Source organism: Paracoccus versutus, assembly GCF_000763885.1.
Taxonomy (GTDB): Bacteria; Pseudomonadota; Alphaproteobacteria; order Rhodobacterales; family Rhodobacteraceae; genus Paracoccus; species Paracoccus versutus.
In genome coordinates this window covers 25,712-46,900 of record NZ_JRKO01000028.1, presented here as the reverse complement: position 1 = coordinate 46,900, position 21,189 = coordinate 25,712, and the positions used below count along the sequence as shown (strand labels likewise).

The window sequence follows — 21,189 nt, the reverse complement described above, 5'->3', positions numbered from 1 at the left end:
CGGGGCGTCGGCGTCTTGCGAAAGCTCAAAGCTCGTTGATGATCTGTTCGCGCGCGGTGACGCGCAGCTCGGCCATCTTGGCGCGGATGGTGTCCTCGTCGGCCTGGCCGGCCAGGTCGGCCGCCAGCTTGCGGAACACGTCCTCGTCGCCCGGCTCGTCGAAATCCGAGGTGACGACGGTCAGCGCATAGGCGCGGGCATCGTCGCCCGTCTTGCCCAGAAGGCCGGCCGCCCATTCGCCCAGCAGGCGGTTGCGCCGCGCCTCGGCCTTGAAGTTCAGTTCCGCATCATGGGCGAATTTCGCCTCATGCGCGCGCTCGCGGTCGTCAAAAGTGGTCATGGCGGCCTCCGGCTTGGGATTATCCCGTGGATATTGCGCAGGATATGCCCATGCGGGCGGGCCATCGCAAGCCCGTATTGCCCATGACCCCGTTTCTGGCCTATAGCCGCATAAAGATTGTCACCTTGCGGACGGGAGACGCGCAGCATGGCACCAAGGCGCAAGAAAATCTACGAAGGCAAGGCCAAGATCCTCTACGAGGGCACCGAGCCCGGCACGCTCATCCAGTATTTCAAGGATGACGCCACCGCCTTCAACGCCCAGAAGAAGGCCACGGTCGAGGGCAAGGGCGTGCTGAACAACCGCCTGTCCGAGTTCTTCATGACCGGGCTGACCAATATCGGCGTGCCGAACCACTTCATCCGCCGCATCAACATGCGCGAGCAGCTGGTGCGCCAGGTCGAGATCATCCCGCTGGAAGTGATCGTGCGTAATTTCGCCGCAGGCTCGATCTCGAAGCGCCTGGGCATGGAGGAGGGCACGCCGCTGCCGCGCCCCATCGTCGAATACAGCTTCAAGAACGACGAGCTGGGCGATCCCTTCGTGTCCGAGGAATACATCATCGCCTTCGGCTGGGCTTCGCAGCAGGACCTGGACGACATCGTGAGCCTGGCGCTGCGGGTGAACGATTTCCTGTCGGGCGTGTTCTTCGGCGTCGGCATCAAGCTGATCGACTTCAAGATCGAGGTCGGCCGCATCTGGGACGGCGATTTCATGCGCCTGGTGGTCGCCGACGAGATCAGCCCGGATTCATGCCGGCTCTGGGACGTGAAGACCGGGCAGAAGCTGGACAAGGACGTGTTCCGCCGCGACCTGGGCAGCCTGACCGATGCCTATACCGAGGTGGCGCGCCGGCTGGGCCTGATGCCCGCCAACACCACCTCGCTGACCAAACCCACCCTGATCAACTGAGAGGCCCTGCCGATGAAAGCCCGTGTCACCATCATGCTGAAGGATGGCGTTCTGGATCCCCAGGGCGAGGCGATCCGGCACGCGCTGGGGGGTCTGGGCTTTGCCGGCGTCTCGGGCGTGCGCCAGGGCAAGGTGATCGAGCTGGACCTGGCGGCATCCGATGCCGAGGCGGCGAAGGCCGAGGTCGCGCGCATGTGCGAGGGCCTGCTGGCCAATACCGTGATCGAGAAATACGCGGTCGAGATCGTCTGATCCGTTCGGGCCGGGGCTCTGCCCCGGACCCCGGGATATTTGGACACGAAAGAAGGGGCTTGGGGGGGGGCGGCTTCGTGATCGACAAGCTGTCCATGTTCATGGCCCTGGCGCGCGAGAAGCATTTCGGCCGCGCCGCCGAATCGCTGGGCATCACCCAGCCCACCCTGTCATCGGCCATCCGGGCGCTGGAAGAGCAGCTGGGCGTGCAGCTGGTCCGGCGCGGTTCGCGTTTCCAGGGGCTGACGCCCGAGGGCGAGCGCGTGCTGGGCTGGGCGCGGCGCATCGTCGCCGATGCCCGCGCCATGCAGGCCGAGATGCAGGCGAGCCGCAAGGGCGTTTCCGGGCGGCTGCGCATCGGCGTCATCCCGACCGCAATGCCGCGAATCGCCGAGCTGACCGGGCCTTTCCTGCGCCGCCATCCCAATGCCGGGGTCTCGATCCTGTCGCGCAGCTCGGACGAGATCCGCGACCAGATCGAGGCGCTGGAGCTGGATGCCGGCGTCACCTACCTGGACAGCGAGCCGCTGGGCCGGGTGCAGAGCCTGCCGCTGTATCGCGAGACCTATTGCCTGATCGACCGCGGCGAGCTGGCGGGGCCGGCGGACTGGGCCGAGACCGCCACCCGGCCGCTATGCCTGCTGACCCCGGACATGCAGAACCGCCGCATCGTCACCCGGCACCTGGTCGAGGCCGGGGCGGATGCGCTGCCGCGGGTCGAATCGACCTCGATGTTGGCGATCCTGTCGCATGTGGCGACCGGCGACTGGGCCGCCATCCTGCCGCGGGCCCTGGCGCGCGGGCTGCCGCTGCCCGAGGGGGTGCGGGCGCGCGACCTGACCGGGAACGGGCATATGGTCGGGCTGGTCGTCGCCCGGCGCGAGCCGCATCCGCCGCTGGTCGAGGCGCTGATCCGCATCGTCTCGTCGATTGATACCTTCAATCAATAGACGATATATCACGATTGTTCTGTCTATCGTGGGGCTCTAGTCTGGGTAAAACAATTGAGCCCGGACCGACCCAGCCATGACTTCACCAGCGATCGACGCTGATTTCCTTTTGCGCCTTGACGAAATCATCGCCGCCCACAAGGGCCGCGAGGGGCCGCTTTTGCCCATCCTGCACGACATCCAGGCCGAATGGGGCCATGTTCCCGAGGAGGCGCAGCCGGTGCTGGCCGAGGCCCTGGGCATGACCCGCGCCGAGGTTCATGGCGTTGTCAGCTTCTATCACGATTTCCGCGACCATCCGCATGGCCGGCATGTGTTGCGGCTGTGCCGGGCCGAGGCCTGCCAGTCGATGGGCGCCGAGGCGTTGGCCGATGAGGTGCGCCAGGCGCTGGGGATCGACTGGCACCAGACCACGCCGGACGGGCGGCTGACGCTGGAGCCGGTGTTCTGCCTGGGGCTTTGCGCCTGTGCGCCCTCGGCCCAGATGGGCGACAGGCTGGTTGGCCGGGCGAACCTGGCCAAGGTGCGGAAACTGGTGGCTGAAGCGGGCATGGGGGCGGGCGCATGAGGGTCTGGGTTCCCCTGGATGCCGCCGCGCGGGCGCTGGGCGCCGACGAGGTGGCCGAGGCGCTGGGGCGCGAGTTCACCGTCACCCGCAACGGCACGCGCGGGATGATCTGGCTGGAGCCCCTGGTCGAGGTCGAGCGCGAGGGCGTGCGCCATGGCTATGGGCCCGTCGGGCCCGAGGACGCGGCCTCGGTCGCCGAGGCAATCCGCACCGGCGGCGATCATCCGCTGGCGCTGGGCCCGGTCGAGGATCTGCCCTGGATGAAGGCGCAGACCCGGCTGACCTTTGCCCGCGTCGGCGTGATCGACCCGCTGTCGGTCGAGGAATACGAGGCGCATGGCGGCTTGGCCGGCCTGCGCCGGGCCATCGGCATCGGGCCGGAGCGGATCGTCGCGGAAGTCACCGAATCCGGGTTGCGCGGCCGGGGCGGCGCCGGTTTCCCGACCGGGATCAAGTGGAAGACCGTGGCCGGCGCCAAGGCGGCGCGGAAATACATCGTCTGCAATGCCGACGAGGGCGATTCGGGCAGCTTCGCCGACCGCATGCTGATGGAGGGCGATCCGCTGGTCCTGATCGAGGGCATGGCGATCGCCGGCATCGCCGTGGGCGCGGTGCAGGGCTATGTCTATATCCGCAGCGAATATCCCGACGCGATCCGGCTGATGGAGGCCGCTATCGGCAAGGCGCGGCAGGCCGGCATCCTGGGCCAGTCGGTGCTGGGCTCGGGCCATGCCTATGACATGGAGGTGCGGGTCGGCGCCGGCGCCTATGTCTGCGGCGAGGAAACCAGCCTGCTCAACAGCCTGGAGGGCAAGCGCGGCGTGGTGCGGGCCAAGCCGCCGATCCCGGCGCTGGAGGGCTTCCTGGGCCGGCCGACGGTGGTCAACAACGTGATCTCGCTGGCCTCGGTGCCCTGGATCCTGACCCATGGCGGGGCGGAATACGCGAAGCTGGGCATCGGGCGGTCCAAGGGCACCATCCCGATCCAGATCGCCGGGAACGTGAAATACGGCGGGCTGTTCGAGGCCGCCTTTGGCATGAGCCTGCGCCAGATCATCGAGGAGATCGGCGGCGGCACCGCCTCGGGCCGGCCGGTCAAGGCGGCGCAGGTGGGCGGGCCCTTGGGCTCCTATATCCCGCATTGGGATTTCGACGTGCCCTTCGGCTACGAGGAACTGGCGACGAAAGAGGGCCTGCTGGGCCATGCCGGCATCACCGTCTTCGACGACACGGCCGACATGCTGAAGCTGGCGCGCTTTGCCATGGAGTTCTGCGCCGTGGAAAGCTGCGGCAAATGCACGCCCTGCCGCATCGGCTCGATCCGGGGCGTCGAGACCATCGACCGCATCGCCCAGGGCGACGAGACGGGGATCCCGATCCTCACCGATCTTTGCAACACGATGAAATGGGGCTCGCTTTGCGCGCTGGGGGGCTTTGCGCCCTTCCCGGTCATGTCGGCGCTGACCCATTTCCCCGAGGATTTCAGCGGGCGCCGCGAGCCCCGCCCCACAATCAGGAGCCGGGAGGCCGCCGAATGAAGGATTTCATCATTCCCGACCGCGACATGGGCACCCCCGCGGTTAACTCCGACGTTACCGTGAACCTGCTGGTGGATGGTATCCCGGTCAGCGTTCCCGCCGGAACCAGCGTCATGCGCGCGGCCGCCGTGGCGGGGATCTCGGTGCCCAAGCTTTGCGCCACCGACCATCTTGCCGCCTTCGGCTCCTGCCGGCTTTGCGTGGTGCAGATCGAGGGGATGCGGGGCCTGCCGGCATCCTGCACGACTCCGGTGGCCGAGGGCATGGTGGTCCATACCCAGACCGACGAGGTCGCCCAGGTCCGCAAGGGGGTGATGGAGCTTTACATCAGCGACCATCCGCTGGACTGCCTGACCTGCGCCGCCAATGGCGATTGCGAGCTTCAGGACATGGCCGGCGCCGTCGGCCTGCGCGAGGTGCGCTATGAGCCGGGCAAGAACCATTTTACCCGCCGCGACGCCGAGGGGCCGAACCCGGAATACCGGCCCAAGGACCAGTCGAACCCCTATTTCACCTTCGATCCGGCGAAATGCATCGTCTGCTCGCGCTGCGTGCGCGCCTGCGAGGAGGTGCAGGGCACCTTCGCGCTGACCATCGAGGGGCGGGGCTTCGACAGCCGAGTTTCCGCCGGCATGGCCTCGGACAGTTTCCTGTCGTCGGATTGCGTCAGCTGCGGCGCCTGCGTGCAGGTCTGCCCGACCGCGACGCTGATCGAGAACAGTGTGATCCAGATCGGCACCCCCGAGCATATCGTCAAGACGACCTGCGCCTATTGCGGCGTCGGCTGTTCCTTTGACGCGCATATGCGCGGCGAGGAAGTGGTGCGCATGGTGCCCAGCAAGGACGGCAAGGCCAACCATGGCCACAGCTGCGTCAAGGGCCGCTTTGCCTGGGGCTATGCCACGCATCGCGAACGCCAGACCCAGCCCATGGTGCGCGAACGGATCACCGATCCCTGGCGCGTGGTCAGCTGGGACGAGGCGCTGGATTTCGCCGCCACCCGGCTGCGGCAGGCGCAGGCGGATTTCGGGCGCGATTCCATCGGCGTCATCACCTCGTCGCGCTGCACCAACGAGGAAACCTATCTGGTGCAGAAGCTGGCGCGTGCGGTGTTTCACAACAACAACACCGACACCTGCGCCCGCGTCTGCCATTCGCCCACTGGCTACGGGCTGAAGACCACCTTCGGCACCTCGGCCGGCACGCATGACTTCGATTCGGTCGATGAGACCGACCTGGCGCTGGTCATCGGCGCCAACCCGACCGATGGGCACCCGGTCTTTGCCAGCCGGCTGCGCAAGCGGCTGCGCGAGGGGGCGGGGCTGATCGTGCTGGACCCGCGCCAGATCGACCTGCTCAAGACCCCGCATATGGGCGAGGGGCTGCACCTGCCGCTGCGCCCCGGCACCAATGTCGCCATGCTGACCGCCATGGCGCATGTGATCGTGGCCGAAAAGCTTTATGACGAGGCCTTCATCCGCGAGCGCTGCGACTGGGACGAGTTCCTGGCCTATGCCGAATTCCTGCTGGATCCGCGCCATGCGCCCGAGGCGGTCGAGACGCTGGCCCGCGTCCCGGCCGAGCTGATCCGCAAGGCCGCCCGCGCCTATGCCGCCGCGCCCCGCGCCAGCATCTATTACGGCCTGGGCGTGACCGAGCATTCGCAAGGCTCGACCACCGTCATGGCCATCGCCAACCTGGCGATGCTGACCGGCAATATCGGCAAGCCCGGCACCGGCGTGAACCCGCTGCGCGGCCAGAACAACGTGCAGGGTTCCTGCGACATGGGCAGCTTCCCGCATGAATATCCGGGCTATCGCCATGTCTCGGACCCCGAGACGCGGGCGATCTATGAACGCGCCTGGGGCGTCGAGCTGTCGCCCGAACCGGGCCTGCGCATCCCCAACATGTTCGACGAGGCGCTGGCCGGCCGGTTCCGCGGGCTCTACTGCCAGGGCGAGGACATCGTGCAATCCGACCCCGACACCCGGCACGTCACCGCGGCGCTGGCGGCGATGGACATCGTCGTCGTGCAGGATCTGTTCCTGAACGAGACCTCGAACTACGCGCATGTCTTCCTGCCGGGCTCGAGCTTCCTGGAAAAGAACGGCACCTTCACCAATGCGGAACGCCGCATCAACATGGTCCGCCGCGCCATGACGCCCAAGAACGGCTACGAGGACTGGGAAGTCACCCAGATGCTGGCCAACCGCATGGGCGCCGCCTGGTCCTATACGCACCCGCGCGAGATCATGGCCGAGATCGCGCTGACCACCCCCAGCTTCGCCGGCGTCAGCTACGACCTCCTGGAGCGCGAGGGCTCGGTGCAATGGCCCTGCAACGACAAGGCGCCGCTGGGCACGCCGGTCATGCATATCGACGGCTTCGTGCGCGGCCGGGGCAAGTTCGTCCATACCGAATATGTGGCGACCGAGGAACGCACCGGGGCGCGCTTCCCGCTGTTGTTGACCACCGGGCGGATCCTGTCGCAATACAACGTCGGCGCCCAGACCCGGCGGACCGAGAACGTGGTCTGGCACCCCGAGGACATCCTGGAGATCCATCCCTCGGACGCCGAAAACCGCGGCATCCGCGAAGGCGACTGGGTGCGCGTGGCCTCGCGTTCGGGCGACACGACGCTGCGCGCGCATATCACCGAGCGGGTGGCGCCGGGCGTGGTCTATACGACCTTCCATCACCCGACGACTCAGGCCAATGTGGTGACGACGGACAATTCCGACTGGGCCACCAACTGCCCCGAGTTCAAGGTGACGGCCGTGCAGGTCAGCCCCTCGAACGGCCCCTCGGAATGGCAAGAGGAGTATCGCCATCATTCCGACCTCGCCCGCCGCATCCTGCCCACCGCCGCCGAGTGACGGCATGCGGGACGTGAAGGCCGGCGTGCTGCGCTGGGACGGCGAAGGCCAGGGCGGCGGCTGGCGGCCCATCGAGCCGCCCCCGGCGCCGCAGGAATGCCCGGTGGCCATCGTCATCGACGGCATGAGCCAGGCGGTGCTGATGGCGACGCCGCATGACCTGCGCGACTTTGCCCTGGGCTTCGCCCTGACCGAGGGGCTGGTCGCCGCGCCAGAGGATGTCGAGGGCTTCGAGGAGGCCGAGGTTTCCGCCGGCGGCTTTCCCGCGCGCGAGGCGCGGCTCTGGCTGCGCCCCGGCCTGGCCGCCCGGCTGGCCGAGCGGCGGCGCAGCATGATCGGCCCGGTGGGCTGCGGGCTGTGCGGCGTCGACAGCATCGAGGCGGCGCTGCCCCGGATCGTGCCGGTCGCCTCGGACTGGTCCATGCCGCCCGCGGACGTGGCCCGCGCCATGGCCGCGCTGACCCAGGGCCAGGTCTTGCGGCACCGGACCCCCGCCATCCACGGCGCCGCCTTCTGGGACGGCGCCCGCGGGCTGACGCGCGAGGATGTCGGGCGGCACAATGCGCTGGACAAGCTGGCGGGCGCGCTGGCGCTTGCCGGACTGGCGGCCGGGCAGGGCGCCATCGTCATGTCCTCGCGCCTGTCGGTCGACCTGGTGCAGAAGGCCGCCCGCATCGGCGCGCCGATCCTGATCGGCGCCAGCGCGCCGACGGCCCTGGCGCTGGAATGGGCCGAGCGCGCCGGCATCACCCTGATCGCCCGCGCCAGGGGCGCGAGCTTCGATCTTTACACCCATCCCCGGCGCATTGCCGGAAGCTGAGGCGACATGTCCCACGACCATTCGAAACTGATCCGCATGGCCAGCCAGATGGCGCAATTCTTCGGCACCCAGCCCGACCGGCCGGCGCCCGAGGCGGTGGCCGCGCATATCAACGAATCCTGGACGCCGCGGATGCGGCAGGATTTCGTGGACCAGATCCGCGCCGGGGCCGAGGCCGACCCGGTGGTGCGCGAGGCGGCCGCCTTCGTCCGCCTGCCGGCCGCCTGATTTTGCCCCTGCCACCCCGTCTGGCGTCGTGCTAGCGTGGCGGCATGGCACAGCTACCTTCCCGGCAAGAGATTCTCGACTGGGTGTCCGCCCACCCGGACGCCACCGCGAAACGCGACATCGCGAAAGCCTTCGGCATCAAGGGTGCCGAGCGTATCGAGCTGAAGCGGCTGCTGAAGGAGCTTGAATCCGAGGGGCTGCTGGAACGCCGCCGCCGCCATTACCACGATGCCGAGCGGCTGCCGCCGGTCACGGTGCTGCAGCTGCTGCCGCCCGACCGCGACGGCGACATCTTCGCCAAGCCGCTGGAATGGCAGGGCGAGGGGCCGATGCCGCGCATCCTCTATGCGGCGCTGAAATCCGACCCGGCGGTGGCGCCGGGCGAGCGCATCCTGGCCCGGCTGATCGAGACGCGGGGCGAGGATCACGACTACCAGGCCCGGCTGATCCGCCGCATCGGCACGGTGCAGCACCGCATCGTCGGCATCTTCCGCGCCGCGGCCGGCGGGTCCGAGGCGGGCGGCCGCATCCTGCCCATCGACAAGGGCCAGGACAAGGAATGGCAGGTCCGCCCCGGCGACGTGCATGGCGCGAAAAGCGGCGAGCTGGTCGAGGCCGAGCAGGTCGGCCCCCGCGGCCGCATCGGCCTGCCCGTGGCGCGGATCGTCGAGCGGCTGGGCGACCCGTCGGCGCCCAGGGCGGTCAGCCTGATCGCCATCCACCAGCACGGCATCCCCGACGATTTCCCCGACGAGGCGATCGCCGAGGCCGATGCCGCCCGCCCGGCGACGATGAAGGGGCGCGAGGACCTGCGCCCCCTGCCCTTCATCACCATCGACCCCTCGGACGCGCGCGACCGCGACGATGCCGTGGCGGCCGAGACGCATGAGGACGGCGGCGCCACGGTCTGGGTCGCCATCGCCGACGTGGCGCATTACGTCCGCCCCGGCTCGGCGCTGGACCGCGAGGCGAGGAACCGCGGCAATTCCACCTATTTTCCCGACCGGGTGGTGCCGATGCTGCCCGACATCCTGTCGAGCGACCTCTGCTCGCTGCACCAGGGCGTGGACCGGCCGGTCATCGCAGTCAGGATGCGGCTGGACGCGCAGGGCAACAAGACCGGCCACAGCTTCCACCGCGGCATGATCCGCTCGGCCGCGAGCCTGGCCTATGAACAGGCGCAGGCGGCGGCCGACGGCAGCCCGGACGACCAGACCGCGCCGCTGCTCGACGCCGTGATCCACCCGCTCTGGCACGCCTACGGGCTGCTCAAGGCCGCGCGGCAGCGCCGCCAGCCGCTGGAACTGGACCTGCCCGAGCGCCGTATCGAGCTGACCCCCGATGGGCGGGTGAAATCGGTGAACTTCCGCGAACGCTACGACGCGCACCGGCTGATCGAGGAATTCATGGTCCTGGCCAATGTCGCTGCGGCCGAGGAACTGGAACGCCTGCGCCGTCCGCTGCTCTACCGCGTCCACGAGGAGCCGACGGTCGAAAAGCTGGACGCGCTGCGCGAAGTGGCCGAGGCCTCGGGTTTCACCCTGGCCAAGGGGCAGGTGCTGCAGACCCGGCACCTGAACCGTCTGCTGGAACAGGCCGAGGGCTCGGAATTCGACGAGCTGATCAACATGACGGCGCTGCGCTCGATGCAGCAGGCCTATTACAACCCCGAGAATTTTGGCCATTTCGGGCTGGCGCTGCGCTCTTACGCGCATTTCACCTCGCCGATCCGGCGCTATTCCGACCTGATCGTGCATCGTGCGCTGATCATGGGGCATGGATGGGGCGATGACGGGCTGTCGGCGCAGGACATCGAGACGCTTTCGGAAACCGCCCAGCATATCTCGGAAACCGAGCGGCGCTCGATGGCGGCGGAACGCGACACCACCGACCGCTATCTCGCCGCCTATCTGGCCGACCGGGTGGGGGCCGAGTTCACCGGCCGCATCAGCGGCGTGCAGCGTTTCGGCGCCTTCGTGCGGCTGGACGAGACCGGGGCGGACGGGCTCTTGCCGATCCGCGAGATCGGCCGGGAATATTTCCACTACGACCCCGAGGCGCAGGTGCTGATGGGCTCCGAGACCGGGCTCGAGATCGGCATCGGCCAGCGCGTGACCGTCCGCCTGACCGAGGCGGTGCCGCTGACCGGCGGGCTGATGCTGGAACTGCTGGAACTCGAGGGCCGGCCGCTGCCGCAAGGCTCGGGCGGCGGGCGCGGCAAGGGACCGATGCGCAAGCGCGCCACCCAAGCCCGGCTGGCCGAGATCAAGCGCGCGCAAAAGCGGCGGCGGGTTCGGCGGCAGGGCTGAAGAAGGGGGCTTTGCCCCCGCGCGTTCCGCGCTCCCCCAGGATATTTGGACACGAAAGAAGCGACGTGGCGACTCCGCCGGCTTCTTTCGTGTCCAAATATCCTGCGGGGGAGTCGGCCGCAGGCCGACGGGGGCGCAAAGCCCCCTTGCGGCGCCGGTGCAAGCGAAAAGGCGGCCCCTTGGACCGCCTCTCCTGCATCGCCTGGATCCTGGCTCTCAGCCGATGGCGGCGGCGCGGACGTCGTCGTCGATCTTGTCGGCATATTGCGCGAAATTGTCGCTGAACATGCCGACCAGCTTGCGGGCCTGGGCGTCATAGGCGGCGCCGTCCGCCCAGGTCTGCCGCGGGTCGAGCAGCTTGTCCTCGACGCCGGGAACCGAAACCGGAACCTCGAAGCCGAAATTCGGATCCTTGCGGAACTCGACCTGGTTCAGCGAGCCGTCCAGCGCCGCGGTCAGCAGGGCGCGGGTCGCCTTGATCGGCATGCGCTTGCCGGTGCCGAAGGCGCCGCCGGTCCAGCCGGTGTTGACCAGCCAGCAGGCCGCGCCGGTCTTGGCGATCTTTTCCTGCAGGAGCTTGCCATAGACTTCCGGCCGCCGCGGCATGAAGGGGGCGCCGAAGCAGGTCGAGAAGGTGGGCGTCGGCTCGGTCACGCCGACCTCGGTCCCCGGCGTCTTGGAGGTGAAGCCCGACAGGAAGTGATACATCGCCTGCGCCGGGGTCAGCCGCGCGATCGGCGGCAGCACGCCATAGGCGTCGCAGGTCAGCATGATCACGTTCCTGGGCTGGCCGCCCAGCGAGGTTTCCGACGCGTTCGAGATCTGCTCCAGCGGATAGGCGCAGCGCATGTTGTCGGTCAGCGAGTTGTCCTCGAAGTCCAGCTCCAGCGTGTCGGGGTCGTAGACCATGTTCTCGACCACGGTGCCGAACTTGAAGCAGGTGGCGTAGATTTCCGGCTCGGCCTCGGCCGAGAGGTTGATGGTCTTGGCGTAGCAGCCGCCCTCGAAGTTGAAGATGCCGTGGTCCGACCAGCCATGCTCGTCATCGCCGATCAGCGTGCGCGAGGGATCGGCCGAAAGCGTGGTCTTGCCGGTGCCCGACAGGCCGAAGAAGATCGCCGAATCGTCGGGATTGCCGATGGCGTGGTTGGCCGAGCAATGCATCGGCATCACGCCCTTTTCCGGCAGGATGTAGTTCAGCAGCGTGAAGACCGATTTCTTGTTCTCGCCGGCATAGGCGGTATTGCCGATCAGGATCAGCTTCTTCTCGAAGTTGAGCGCGATCACCGTTTCCGAGCGGCAGCCATGTTTCGCCGGGTCGGCCTTGAACGAGGGGCAGTTGATGATGGTGAAATCGGGCACGAAGCCGGCCAGTTCGGCCGCTTCCGGGCGGCGCAGCAGGTGGCGGATGAAAAGCCCGTGCCAGGCCAGTTCGGTCACGACCCGGACGTCGAGGCGCAGGGCAGGATCCGCGCCGCCGTAGAGGTCTTGCACGAAATAGTCCTTGCCCTTCATGTGCTCCAGCATGTCGGCATGGAGCCGGTCGAAGGCCTCGGGCTCCATCGGGCGGTTGTTTTCCCACCAGATGCTGTCTTCCACCGACGCCGTGCGCACCACATGCTTGTCCTTGGGCGAGCGGCCGGTATGGGCGCCGGTCGAGACCAGGAAGGTGCCGCCCAGGCCCAGCTTGCCTTCGCCGCGCTGGATCGCCGCCTCGACCAGCGCCGGTTCCAGCAGGTTGTAGTGGACATTGCCGAGCCCCGTGATCCCCTGGTCTTCGAGACGGCAATTCGGATTGACGCGCGGTTCGGTCATGGCACCTTTGCTCCTGCTGATAGTCCGGGCCGGCAGCGGCCGTTGCGCGTCCTATAACACGGCATTTCCCCGGCGAAAGCGCACATATGGGCAGGGTTAGCGCAATCAGACACGGTTAGCGCAATCATTTGTCGGATCGTGGTCTTGGCTTCGGGAAAACGTCACAAAGGCCCTTGGTCCGGCGTAGGGGTCCGGGGCGATTCGCGCCGCGGCAAGAGGCAAGGGGAAGGAAGCCATGATCCTGCATGCAAGCTGCATCGCCCACCGGGAACGGGGGCTGCTGATCCTGGGGCCCTCGGGCGCGGGGAAGTCCGTGCTGGCGCTGCAGATGATGGCGCTTGGCGCGGCGCTGGTGGCGGACGACCGCACCGTCCTGCGCCGCGAGGGCGGTCGGATCCTCGCCGATGCGCCCGATTCGATCCGCGGCAGGATCGAGGCGCGGGGGGTGGGCATCCTGCATGCCGCGCCGCATGGCCCGGTCGAGCTGGCCCTGGCGGTCGATCTGGCGCGCCCCGAGCCCGACCGGCTGCCGCCCGACCGGCGGCTTGACCTAATGGGCAGGTCCGTGCCCCTTGTCCTTGGGGCCGGCCGCGTTCATCTTGCGTCAATACTGTTGCAATACCTTGTCGCTGGCCGGGCGGATACGGATTTGCACGAAAGGTAGGGTCAAGCCATGCCGGAGGCGGCAAGCGCCATGGACAGCCAGGAGGAACAGGCCCAGCGGCTGGTGCTGATCACCGGCCCGTCGGGGGCCGGGCGCTCGACGGCGATCAACGTGCTGGAGGATCTGGGCTACGAGGCGATCGACAACCTGCCCCTGTCGCTGATCCCGCGGCTGCTGGACGGGCCAGCGCGGCCGATGCCGCTGGCCCTGGGGCTGGACGTGCGCAACCGCGACTTCTCGGTCGCCAACCTGATCGAGCTGATCGACCGGCTGACCCGGCTGCCGGAATATGCGCCCGAGGTGCTGTTCCTGGACTGCACGACCGAGCAGCTCTTGCGGCGGTTCAACGAAACCCGGCGCCGCCATCCGCTGCGCGCCGAGGGCTCGCCGCTCGACGCCATCATCGCCGAGCGCGACATGCTGTCGCCGATCCGCGCCCGCGCCGACGTGCTGGTCGATACGTCCGAGCTGTCGCCGCATGACCTGAAGGCCGAACTGGCCCGCTGGTTCGAGACCGAGCCGGGGCGGCGGCTGACCGTCTCGGTCCAGTCCTTTTCCTACAAGCGCGGGGTGCCGCGCGGGGTGGACATGATGTTCGACTGCCGCTTCCTGGCCAATCCGCATTGGCAGCCGGAACTGCGGCCGCTGGATGGCCGCGATTCGCCGGTTCAGCATTATGTGATGGCCGATTCGCGATTCGACGAATTCTTCCGCAGGGTGCAGGATCTTGTGCTTTTCACCCTGCCTGCCCATCTGGATGAGGGAAAGGCGCACCTGGCGATCGGCTTCGGCTGCACCGGGGGGCGACACCGTTCTGTCACAATGGCGGAAAAAATGGCAGATGCGCTTGCGAAAGCAGGCTGGCAAGTGTCAATTAGACATCGGGAACTTGAACGCCGTGAAAAGGCGCCGGCACCTGGGGATGATGGCCATATGCGGGCCTCTCGCACAGCTTTGGCGCAAGGGTGAACGGCTGGTGCGTGGTGGGGCGAATTGATCGGGATTGTCATCGTGGCGCATGGTGGGCTGGCCAGGGAGTATCTCTCGGCCGTCGAGCATGTGGTGGGGCCGCAAACCGGGATCAAGGCCGTGGCCATCGAGGAAAACCATGACCGGGGCGAGAAGCAGGCCGAAATCTGCGCCGCCGCGGATGCGGTGGATGCGGGCGACGGCGTGGTGGTGGTCACGGATCTGTTCGGGGGTTCGCCCTCGAACCTGTCGCTGATGGCCTGTGCGACGCGGAACCGCTCGATTCTCTATGGGGCGAACCTGCCGATGCTGGTGAAACTGGCGAAATCGCGCAAATTGTCGGTGGCCGATGCGGTGACGCTGGCCAAGGATGCGGGACGCAAGTACATCAACAGCTATGACGTCCTGCCTGCCGATGTGCTTCCCATTCCCAAACGTGCCGCTTCATGAATGACATGACCAACGGGGCCGTCACCCGCGAACTGGCGATCATCAACGAAAAGGGCCTGCACGCGCGGGCCAGCGCGAAATTCGTCGAGACGGTGGAACGCTTCGACGCCCAGGCCACCGTGGAAAAGGACGGCATCAGCGTCTCGGGCGATTCGATCATGGGCCTGCTGATGCTGGCCGCGCCGCGCGGCACCGCGATTCGCGTCACCACCCGCGGGGCCGAGGCGCAGGAGCTGGCCGATGCGCTGACCGCCCTGGTCGAGGATTACTTCGGCGAAGGCATGTAAGGGCCGGACATGGCCCGCACCTCCTATCACCATGGCAACCTGCGCCAGGCCCTTGTCGAGGCCACGGTGCAGCTGATCGAGGAAAAGGGCCCGCAGGCCTTTACCCTGGCCGAGGCCGCCCGCCTGGCCGGGGTCAGCGCCGCCGCGCCCTATCGCCATTTCGCCGGGCGCGAGGATCTGCTGGAGGAGGTCGCCCGGCAGGGCTTCGAGGAATTCGCCGACCGGCTCGAGGCCGCCTTCGACCAGGGCCGGCCGCGGCCGCTGACCGCATTCCTGCGCATGGGCCAGGAATACCTGACCTTTGCCGCCGAGCGGCGCGGCTTCTACATGGCCATGTTCGAATCGGGCATCTCGATCGCCGGCAATGCCGGGCTGTCGCAGGCCTCGGAACGGGCGCGCGGCATCCTGGTGCGCGGGGCCGAGACGTTGTTCGCCCAATTGCCCAATGGGCGCCGCCCGCCGCCGGGCATGGTCGCCGACCATGTCTGGGCGCTGAGCCATGGCGTGGTCGAGCTGTTCGGCCGCGGCAAGCCCGGCTCGCGCTCGCCCATCTCGGCGGGCGACATGCTGGAAAGCGGGGTGCTGATCTATCTGCGCGGGCTGGGCGTGATCCCCGACTGAAACTTTCCCATGAAAATTTCCGCCGTTTCCCTTGAACCCGGCCGGCTGCGCTCCATCTATGTAAATGTGATTAACATTCACATCGGAAAGGGACCGCAATGAACACTGACATCGCCCCGCGCCCCTCCGTCCTTGACCGGGTCGGCGCCGTGCTGGCCGGCATCCGGGACTGGCTGGACGAACGCGGGAAGGGCGCCTGGATCGCCGCCATGATCCTGGCCTTCATCGCCTGCTGGCCCTTGGGCCTTGCCATCCTGGGTTACATGATCTGGAGCAAACGCATGTTTTCCTGCCGCCACCGCCATCATCACCACCGCCACGGCCGCAGCCATGGCCTCGGATACGCGGCGCCGACCGGCAACACCGCCTTCGACGCCTATCGCGAGGAAACGCTGAAGCGGCTGGAGGACGAGCATCGCGAGTTCCTGGACTTCCTGCAAAAGCTGCGCGAAGCCAAGGACAAGGCCGAGTTCGACCAGTTCATCCAAAGCCGCAAGGAACCGGATGAGCCGCCGGCTCCCAGGATCGAGCCGCAGGCGTGATGCGAAAAGGGCCGGGGATCACCCGGCCCTGCTTCAATAGGAATATTCGGCATAGATGCGGCTGAGGTCGCCCGCCCATTCGCCCTGGTATTTCTCCAGCAGCTCGTCGGCCGGCACCCTGCCGGTCTCGACGCTTTCCTTCAGCGTGTTCAGGAAATGCGTCTCGTCCGGGACCAGCCCGCCCGAGCCGGTGCGGGCCCGCGCCTTGAGCCCCGCCTCGGAAATCGCCAGCACCTCGCGCGCCAGGTCGCGCATCCTGGTGCCGTTCACCTCGGCATCCAGCGCCAGAAGGCCGGCGCCCTGCCGCCAGGATTCGCGCGTCTCGGCGTCCCAGCCCTTGACCAGATCCCAGGCCGCATCCAGCGCCGAGGCGTCGTAAAGCAGCCCGACCCACAGCGCCGGCAGGGCGCAGAGCCGCCGCCAGGGGCCGCCGTCGGCGCCGCGCATCTCGATGAATTTCTTGACCCGCGCCTCGGGGAAAACGGTGGTCAGGTGGTCGGCCCAGTCCGAGAGCGTCGGGATCTCGCCCGGCAGGGCGGGCAGGCGGCCGTTCAGGAAATCGCGGAAGCTCTGCCCCAGCGCGTCGATATACTTGCCGTCGCGATAGACGAAATACATCGGCACATCGAGGACGTAATCGACCCAGGCCTCGTAGCCGAATCCGTCCTCGAAGGCAAAGGGCAGCATGCCGGTGCGCGCGGCGTCGAGGTTCTGCCAGATATGCGCGCGCCAGCTTTTCCAGCCGTTCGGCTTGCCGTCGAGGAAGGGCGAATTGGCAAACAGCGCATTCGCCACCGGCTGCAGGGCCAGCGCCACGCGCAGCTTCTGCACCATGTCGGCTTCCGAGGCGAAGTCCAGGTTCACCTGCACCGTGCAGGTGCGATACATCATCTGCGTGCCCAGCGTGCCGACCCGGCCCATGTAGTCGGTCATCAGCCGGTAGCGCCCCTTGGGCATCATCGGCATCTGGTCCTGGGTCCAGACCGGCGCCGCGCCCAGGCCGATGAAGCCCGCGCCCAGCTCGTCGGCGACGCTTCTGACCTCGGCCAGGTGCTGGTTCACTTCGTCGCAGGTCTGGTGGATGGTCTCCAGCGGCGCGCCCGAGAGTTCAAGCTGGCCGCCCGGCTCCAGGCTGACATTGGCGCCGTCGCGTTCCAGCCCGATGATATGGCCGGCCTCCAGCACCGGGGTCCAGCCGAAGCGGGCCTGCAACCCCTCCAGCATGGCCTTGACCGAGGGCTGGCCGGGCGCGGCCTCATAGGGCAGGGGCATCAGGTCGGTGTGGCGATAGCCGAATTTCTCGTGTTCCGTGCCGATCCGCCAGCTTTCCCGCGGCTTTTCGCCCGAGGCGAGGTATTCGGTCAGCTGTTCGGGACGTTCGATCGGGCCGCCGCCCTGTTGGGGAATGGACATCGGTGGCCTTTCGTTTGCCTTTGCCCGCCACAGGTGGCAAGGCGGGCGGCTCAAGTCAAGCGGGCGCGAACCGGCCTCGTCCAAAGGGTTTGGATCGTGGGCGCCCCCTCGGCCAGCGCGGCGGCGACCCGGCCCATCTCGATCCCCGGCAAGGTGGCGAAGGCGCCGGCCAGATGTTCGGCCCCCGAGGCATCGACGGGGATCAGCAGCGCCTGCCCGTCGGCGCTTTTCAGCCGCCAGTGCCGGCGGCCGTTCAGCCGCATCAGCCGGATTTCGTTCAACTCGCGCAGCGCGATCTCGCCGCCCAGCAGCCGGTTGGGCGACAGGTAGCGGATCGCGCCCTCGTCCAGCTCGACCATGCCGGGGCCCAGCGTGTCGTGGCGGAACCGCATCCGCCGCCGCGCGTCCAGCGCCCAGAGCGCCGAGGCCCCGGCGATCGCCGCGCCGATCGGCCACAGGATCCAGCCGCCCAGCGAGAACACCCACAGCCCGAAGGCGGTCGCGGCCAGCGCGGCGCCGGTCTCGGCCCAGGGGCGCAGCTTTTCGGCCAGCTCCGGGCGGATCATCCCAGGTCCAGCGCCATGTCCCGATGCGGGATGCCGGCATCGTCGTATTCCGGGCCATAGGCGGCAAAGCCCAGCTTTTCGTAAAAGCCGATGGCATGGGTCTGGGCGCCCAGCTTGGCGCGGGTGACGCCGGGCATGGCGCGCAATTCCTCCAGCGCCGCGCGGATCAGCGCCGCGCCGGCGCCGGTGCCGCGGACGGATTGCAGCACGGCGACGCGGCCGATCTTGCCGGTCGCGCCCTGGACCAGGATGCGGGCAGTGCCCACCGCCGCGCCCGAGGCGTCGCGGGCCAAGAGGTGGATCGCCTCGCCGTCGCGGCCGTCCCATTCCTCGGCCTCGGGGACGGATTGCTCGATGATGAAGACCTCGCGCCGGATCGCGCGGCAGGTCGCAAGGTCGGTGGTCTTTTCGATCATGCGAAGTAACGCTCCAGGATGCGGCGATAGATGCGGGCAAGCTGGCGCACCTGCTCGGCCGGCACGCGCTCATCCACCTGATGCATGAAATGCCCCACCAGCCCGAATTCAAGCACCGGGCAGTGATCCTTGACGAAACGCGCGTCCGAGGTGCCGCCCGAGGTGGAAAGCGCGGGGGCCAGCCCCGTCTCCTCGCGCACCACGCCGGCGACCAGGTCGACGAAGGGGCCGGGCCGGGTCAGGAAGCTTTCGCCCGAAACGTCGGTCGAGATGGCGAAATCCACCTTGGTATCGGCCGAGATCGCCGCCGCCCGCGCCCGGATCATGCGGTCGAGGCTGCCCGACGTATGCGCGTCGTTGAAGCGGATGTTGATCGTCGCCCGCACCCGTTCCGGGATCACGTTCGAGGCCGGGTTGCCGCAATCCACCGTCGTCACCTGCAGGCCCGAGGGGTCGAAATGCTCGGTCCCCTCGTCCAGCGGCGCCTCGGTCAACTCGTGCAGCAGCCGCAGCAGCGCGTGGATCGGGTTGCGGGCGCGATGCGGATAGGCGGCATGGCCCTGGATGCCATGCGCCTCGACCTGCAGGGTCATCGAGCCGCGGCGGCCGATCTTGATCATCTCGCCCATGCGGTCGGGGTTCGAGGGCTCGCCGACGATGCAGACATCCATCCGCTCGCCATGCGCGGCCATCCAGTCGAGCAGCGCGCGGGTGCCGTGCTTGCCCGGCCCTTCCTCGTCGCCGGTGATGGCCAGGACCACCGCGCCGTCCGGCGGCGGGGTCTCGGTCACGAAGCCGATGGCGGCGGCGACGAAGGCGGCGACGCCGGATTTCATGTCGGTGGCGCCCCGGCCCCAGATCCAGCCCTCGGCCTCGTGCCCGGAAAAGGGCGGATGCGTCCAGCTGGCCGGATCGCCGGGCGGCACCACGTCGGTATGGCCGTTGAAGCCGAAGCTGCGCGCGCCCTTGGCCCCCCAGCGCGCGAACAGGTTCGGCACCCCCTCGCGGTCGACGCGATGGCATTCGAAGCCCGCCGCGCCCAGCACATCCGCCAGCAGCAGCAGCGCGCCGCCCTCGTCGGGCGTGACCGAGGCGCAGCGGATCAGCCTTGTGGTCAGTTGGGCGGGATCGGGGATCGTGGTCATGGGCGGCCTTTCGCTTTTGGCCCCCTGGTTACACCGCCGGGCCCGCAAGCTCCAGCGCGCGGCGCAGCAGGTTGGCGCCGGTCAGCACCAGCAGCAGCAGCGTCCAGCGCCGGAACCGCGCCGCGTCCAGCCGGTCATGCGCCAGATAGCCCAGCCCCATGCCGACCAGCGCCGGGATGACCAGGATCGCCGAGAACGGCAGGGTCCGGGCGTTCAGCAGCCCCGATTGCAGATGCGAGGCGGTCAGCACCGCCGCGCCGATGAAGAACACCACGCCCTGCACGCGCATCTGCTCGGCCTTGGGCACGTGCAGCGACAGCAGCAGCACCAGCAGCGGCGGCCCCCAGATGCCCGAGATGCCGCCGATCAGCCCGCCGGTCACGCCGGTCGCGATCTCCACGCGGCGGCGGTGATGGACGGGCAGGACCATGCTGCGCCCCAGGATCTGCCACAGCGCGAACAGCATGATCGGCAGGCCGATCAGCGCATACATCAGCCCTTGCGGCACGCGGGTCGCGAAAAAGGCGCTGACCGGGATGAACAGCACCACCATGCCGACATGCCAGCGCCAGTCCCAGGTCGCCTGCCATGCCGGGCGCCAGCCGCCGCGCAGCGCCTGGCGGATGTTCGTGACCAGCACCGGCAGGATCACCGCGGCGACCGCCTGCTGGGCGGGCAGGAAGGAACCCAGCGCCGCCAGCATGATCATCGGCATGGCAAAGCCGATGGCGCCCTTCACGAAGCCGGAAAACAGCGTGATCGCGATGGCGATCCAGAAATGGAAGGGATCGAGGCCGAACATGTTCCTTGGGCGATGTAAGACTCTGCGGGTTCTGGCAAGGTGCTTAGCGCGCCTCGGATCTTTCCGCAAAGCACAAGAGGCAGGCTCTCAGGCGGAAAGCGGCGCCATCCCCCCCGTGCGCGGGACCGGAGTTTTTTTTGCCAAATCCATTCATGTCTAAAATTGCCATCCCCCGCGCGCGGGACCGGAGGATGACGAGCTGCGCCGGCACGAATGGGCCGCCCCCATCCCCCAGCGCGGGACCGGATTGACGCAGCAAACGGGCGAAAAGCCGCCTCGCCGGCATCCCCCGCCCGCGCGGGACCGGATGATGGTTTGGGATTCCGCCGGAAATATTGTTCCGCCATCCCCCGCGCGCGCGGGACCGGATCACCGGCAATGCCTCGGCCTGGGCCGGAAGCACGGGGCGGCTGGCACGCCCCTCGCCCCCAGCCTGAGCAGCGCCCGGATCAAGGGCGCGCTGCCGAGGAACGGCAGCGCCGACGGCCGATTGCGTGCCGGTGACGGTGGCGGACCAGACCCATCCGGCCATGTGGCGCAGCGATGTCCGCCTGGCCTCTGGCAGGCCCTGGATCGCTGCGCATCCGGCTGGATGTCCAGCGGTTCACGCCCCGCCATGCCAAGGCCCTCGCCAGCCGCTTCGGGCCAAGGCACGGCCCCGCCGTCACTCGGGGCGCGGACGCAATAGGCAAGCTGCTGGGCGGGG

Annotated in this window: 22 protein-coding genes; 15 read left to right on the top strand and 7 right to left on the bottom strand. The window is 68.2% G+C overall.

What is annotated here, in order from left to right; genetic code table 11:
• Positions 1-25: 25 nt before the first annotated feature.
• Positions 26-340 (bottom strand): DUF1476 domain-containing protein, encoded by a 315-nt coding sequence (locus IT40_RS13960; protein ID WP_036756212.1) that lies wholly within the window; start codon positions 338-340, stop codon positions 26-28.
• 147 nt (positions 341-487) lie between these two features.
• Here IT40_RS13960 and purC point away from each other — a divergent pair, with 147 nt between their 5' ends.
• The 9 genes from purC to rnr all read left to right on the top strand — a co-directional run bounded on the left by purC (position 488) and on the right by rnr (position 10,793).
• Complete coding sequence (gene purC / locus IT40_RS13955) at positions 488-1,252, top strand: phosphoribosylaminoimidazolesuccinocarboxamide synthase (RefSeq protein WP_024843654.1); 765 nt, start codon at positions 488-490, stop codon at positions 1,250-1,252.
• A 12-nt stretch (positions 1,253-1,264) separates the two neighbouring features.
• Positions 1,265-1,504 carry a phosphoribosylformylglycinamidine synthase subunit PurS gene (gene purS / locus IT40_RS13950; protein WP_024843653.1) on the top strand — a complete coding sequence of 80 codons (240 nt, stop codon included), beginning with the start codon at positions 1,265-1,267 and terminating at the stop codon, positions 1,502-1,504.
• Positions 1,505-1,581: 77 nt separating this feature from the next.
• Positions 1,582-2,454, top strand: a complete 873-nt coding sequence (locus IT40_RS13945) for a LysR family transcriptional regulator (RefSeq protein WP_036756288.1) — start codon at positions 1,582-1,584, stop codon at positions 2,452-2,454.
• Positions 2,455-2,530: 76 nt separating this feature from the next.
• On the top strand, positions 2,531-3,022 hold the full coding sequence (locus IT40_RS13940; protein WP_036756210.1) for a formate dehydrogenase subunit gamma: 492 nt from the start codon (positions 2,531-2,533) through the stop codon (positions 3,020-3,022).
• Positions 3,019-4,560: a formate dehydrogenase beta subunit gene (locus IT40_RS13935; protein WP_036756208.1), complete on the top strand. Its 1,542-nt coding sequence runs from the start codon at positions 3,019-3,021 to the stop codon at positions 4,558-4,560. Before IT40_RS13940 ends, IT40_RS13935 begins: the two co-directional genes overlap by 4 nt.
• Positions 4,557-7,436: a formate dehydrogenase subunit alpha gene (gene fdhF, locus IT40_RS13930; RefSeq protein ID WP_036756206.1), complete on the top strand. Its 2,880-nt coding sequence runs from the start codon at positions 4,557-4,559 to the stop codon at positions 7,434-7,436. The genes IT40_RS13935 and fdhF overlap by 4 nt, the downstream gene beginning before the upstream one ends.
• A 4-nt stretch (positions 7,437-7,440) precedes the next feature.
• Entirely contained in the window at positions 7,441-8,256 is an 816-nt protein-coding gene (gene fdhD / locus IT40_RS13925) for a formate dehydrogenase accessory sulfurtransferase FdhD (RefSeq protein WP_036756203.1), read from the top strand.
• Between the two features lie 6 nt (positions 8,257-8,262).
• The gene (locus tag IT40_RS13920; RefSeq protein ID WP_036756200.1) at positions 8,263-8,484 is read left to right on the top strand and encodes a formate dehydrogenase subunit delta; all 222 of its coding nucleotides are present in this window, start codon (positions 8,263-8,265) and stop codon (positions 8,482-8,484) included.
• Positions 8,485-8,528: 44 nt separating this feature from the next.
• Positions 8,529-10,793 (top strand): ribonuclease R, encoded by a 2,265-nt coding sequence (gene rnr, locus IT40_RS13915; protein ID WP_036756198.1) that lies wholly within the window; start codon positions 8,529-8,531, stop codon positions 10,791-10,793.
• Positions 10,794-11,009: 216 nt separating this feature from the next.
• On the opposite strand, the gene IT40_RS13910 is transcribed toward rnr, so the two are convergent.
• Positions 11,010-12,608, bottom strand: coding sequence for a phosphoenolpyruvate carboxykinase (locus IT40_RS13910; protein ID WP_036756195.1), 1,599 nt, complete (start codon positions 12,606-12,608; stop codon positions 11,010-11,012).
• Positions 12,609-12,843: 235 nt separating this feature from the next.
• Here IT40_RS13910 and IT40_RS13905 point away from each other — a divergent pair, with 235 nt between their 5' ends.
• The 6 genes from IT40_RS13905 to IT40_RS13880 all read left to right on the top strand — a co-directional run bounded on the left by IT40_RS13905 (position 12,844) and on the right by IT40_RS13880 (position 16,141).
• Entirely contained in the window at positions 12,844-13,272 is a 429-nt protein-coding gene (locus tag IT40_RS13905; protein ID WP_036756192.1) for an HPr kinase/phosphorylase, read from the top strand.
• A 9-nt stretch (positions 13,273-13,281) separates the two neighbouring features.
• Positions 13,282-14,241 carry an RNase adapter RapZ gene (gene rapZ / locus IT40_RS13900; protein ID WP_052095936.1) on the top strand — a complete coding sequence of 320 codons (960 nt, stop codon included), beginning with the start codon at positions 13,282-13,284 and terminating at the stop codon, positions 14,239-14,241.
• A 24-nt stretch (positions 14,242-14,265) separates the two neighbouring features.
• Positions 14,266-14,691, top strand: a complete 426-nt coding sequence (locus tag IT40_RS13895) for a PTS sugar transporter subunit IIA (RefSeq protein ID WP_036756189.1) — start codon at positions 14,266-14,268, stop codon at positions 14,689-14,691.
• Positions 14,688-14,978: an HPr family phosphocarrier protein gene (locus IT40_RS13890; RefSeq protein WP_036756186.1), complete on the top strand. Its 291-nt coding sequence runs from the start codon at positions 14,688-14,690 to the stop codon at positions 14,976-14,978. Before IT40_RS13895 ends, IT40_RS13890 begins: the two co-directional genes overlap by 4 nt.
• 9 nt (positions 14,979-14,987) lie before the next feature.
• Positions 14,988-15,599, top strand: a complete 612-nt coding sequence (locus tag IT40_RS13885; protein WP_036756183.1) for a TetR/AcrR family transcriptional regulator — start codon at positions 14,988-14,990, stop codon at positions 15,597-15,599.
• Between the two features lie 98 nt (positions 15,600-15,697).
• Positions 15,698-16,141 (top strand): DUF2852 domain-containing protein, encoded by a 444-nt coding sequence (locus tag IT40_RS13880; RefSeq protein WP_036756180.1) that lies wholly within the window; start codon positions 15,698-15,700, stop codon positions 16,139-16,141.
• Positions 16,142-16,174: 33 nt separating this feature from the next.
• Here IT40_RS13880 and IT40_RS13875 read toward each other — a convergent pair whose 3' ends face one another.
• Genes IT40_RS13875 through IT40_RS13855 form a run of 5 tightly spaced genes read right to left on the bottom strand, consistent with a single transcriptional unit; the run spans position 16,175 to position 20,483 of the window.
• Complete coding sequence (locus tag IT40_RS13875; RefSeq protein ID WP_036756177.1) at positions 16,175-17,554, bottom strand: glutamate--cysteine ligase; 1,380 nt, start codon at positions 17,552-17,554, stop codon at positions 16,175-16,177.
• 50 nt (positions 17,555-17,604) lie between these two features.
• The gene (locus IT40_RS13870; RefSeq protein ID WP_036756175.1) at positions 17,605-18,120 is read right to left on the bottom strand and encodes a hypothetical protein; all 516 of its coding nucleotides are present in this window, start codon (positions 18,118-18,120) and stop codon (positions 17,605-17,607) included.
• Positions 18,117-18,536: a GNAT family N-acetyltransferase gene (locus IT40_RS13865; protein ID WP_036756172.1), complete on the bottom strand. Its 420-nt coding sequence runs from the start codon at positions 18,534-18,536 to the stop codon at positions 18,117-18,119. Before IT40_RS13865 ends, IT40_RS13870 begins: the two co-directional genes overlap by 4 nt.
• Entirely contained in the window at positions 18,533-19,681 is a 1,149-nt protein-coding gene (gene dapE / locus IT40_RS13860; RefSeq protein ID WP_116171110.1) for a succinyl-diaminopimelate desuccinylase, read from the bottom strand. Before dapE ends, IT40_RS13865 begins: the two co-directional genes overlap by 4 nt.
• Before the next feature lie 28 nt (positions 19,682-19,709).
• Entirely contained in the window at positions 19,710-20,483 is a 774-nt protein-coding gene (locus IT40_RS13855; RefSeq protein ID WP_036756169.1) for a sulfite exporter TauE/SafE family protein, read from the bottom strand.
• Between the last annotated feature and the right edge of the window lie 706 nt (positions 20,484-21,189).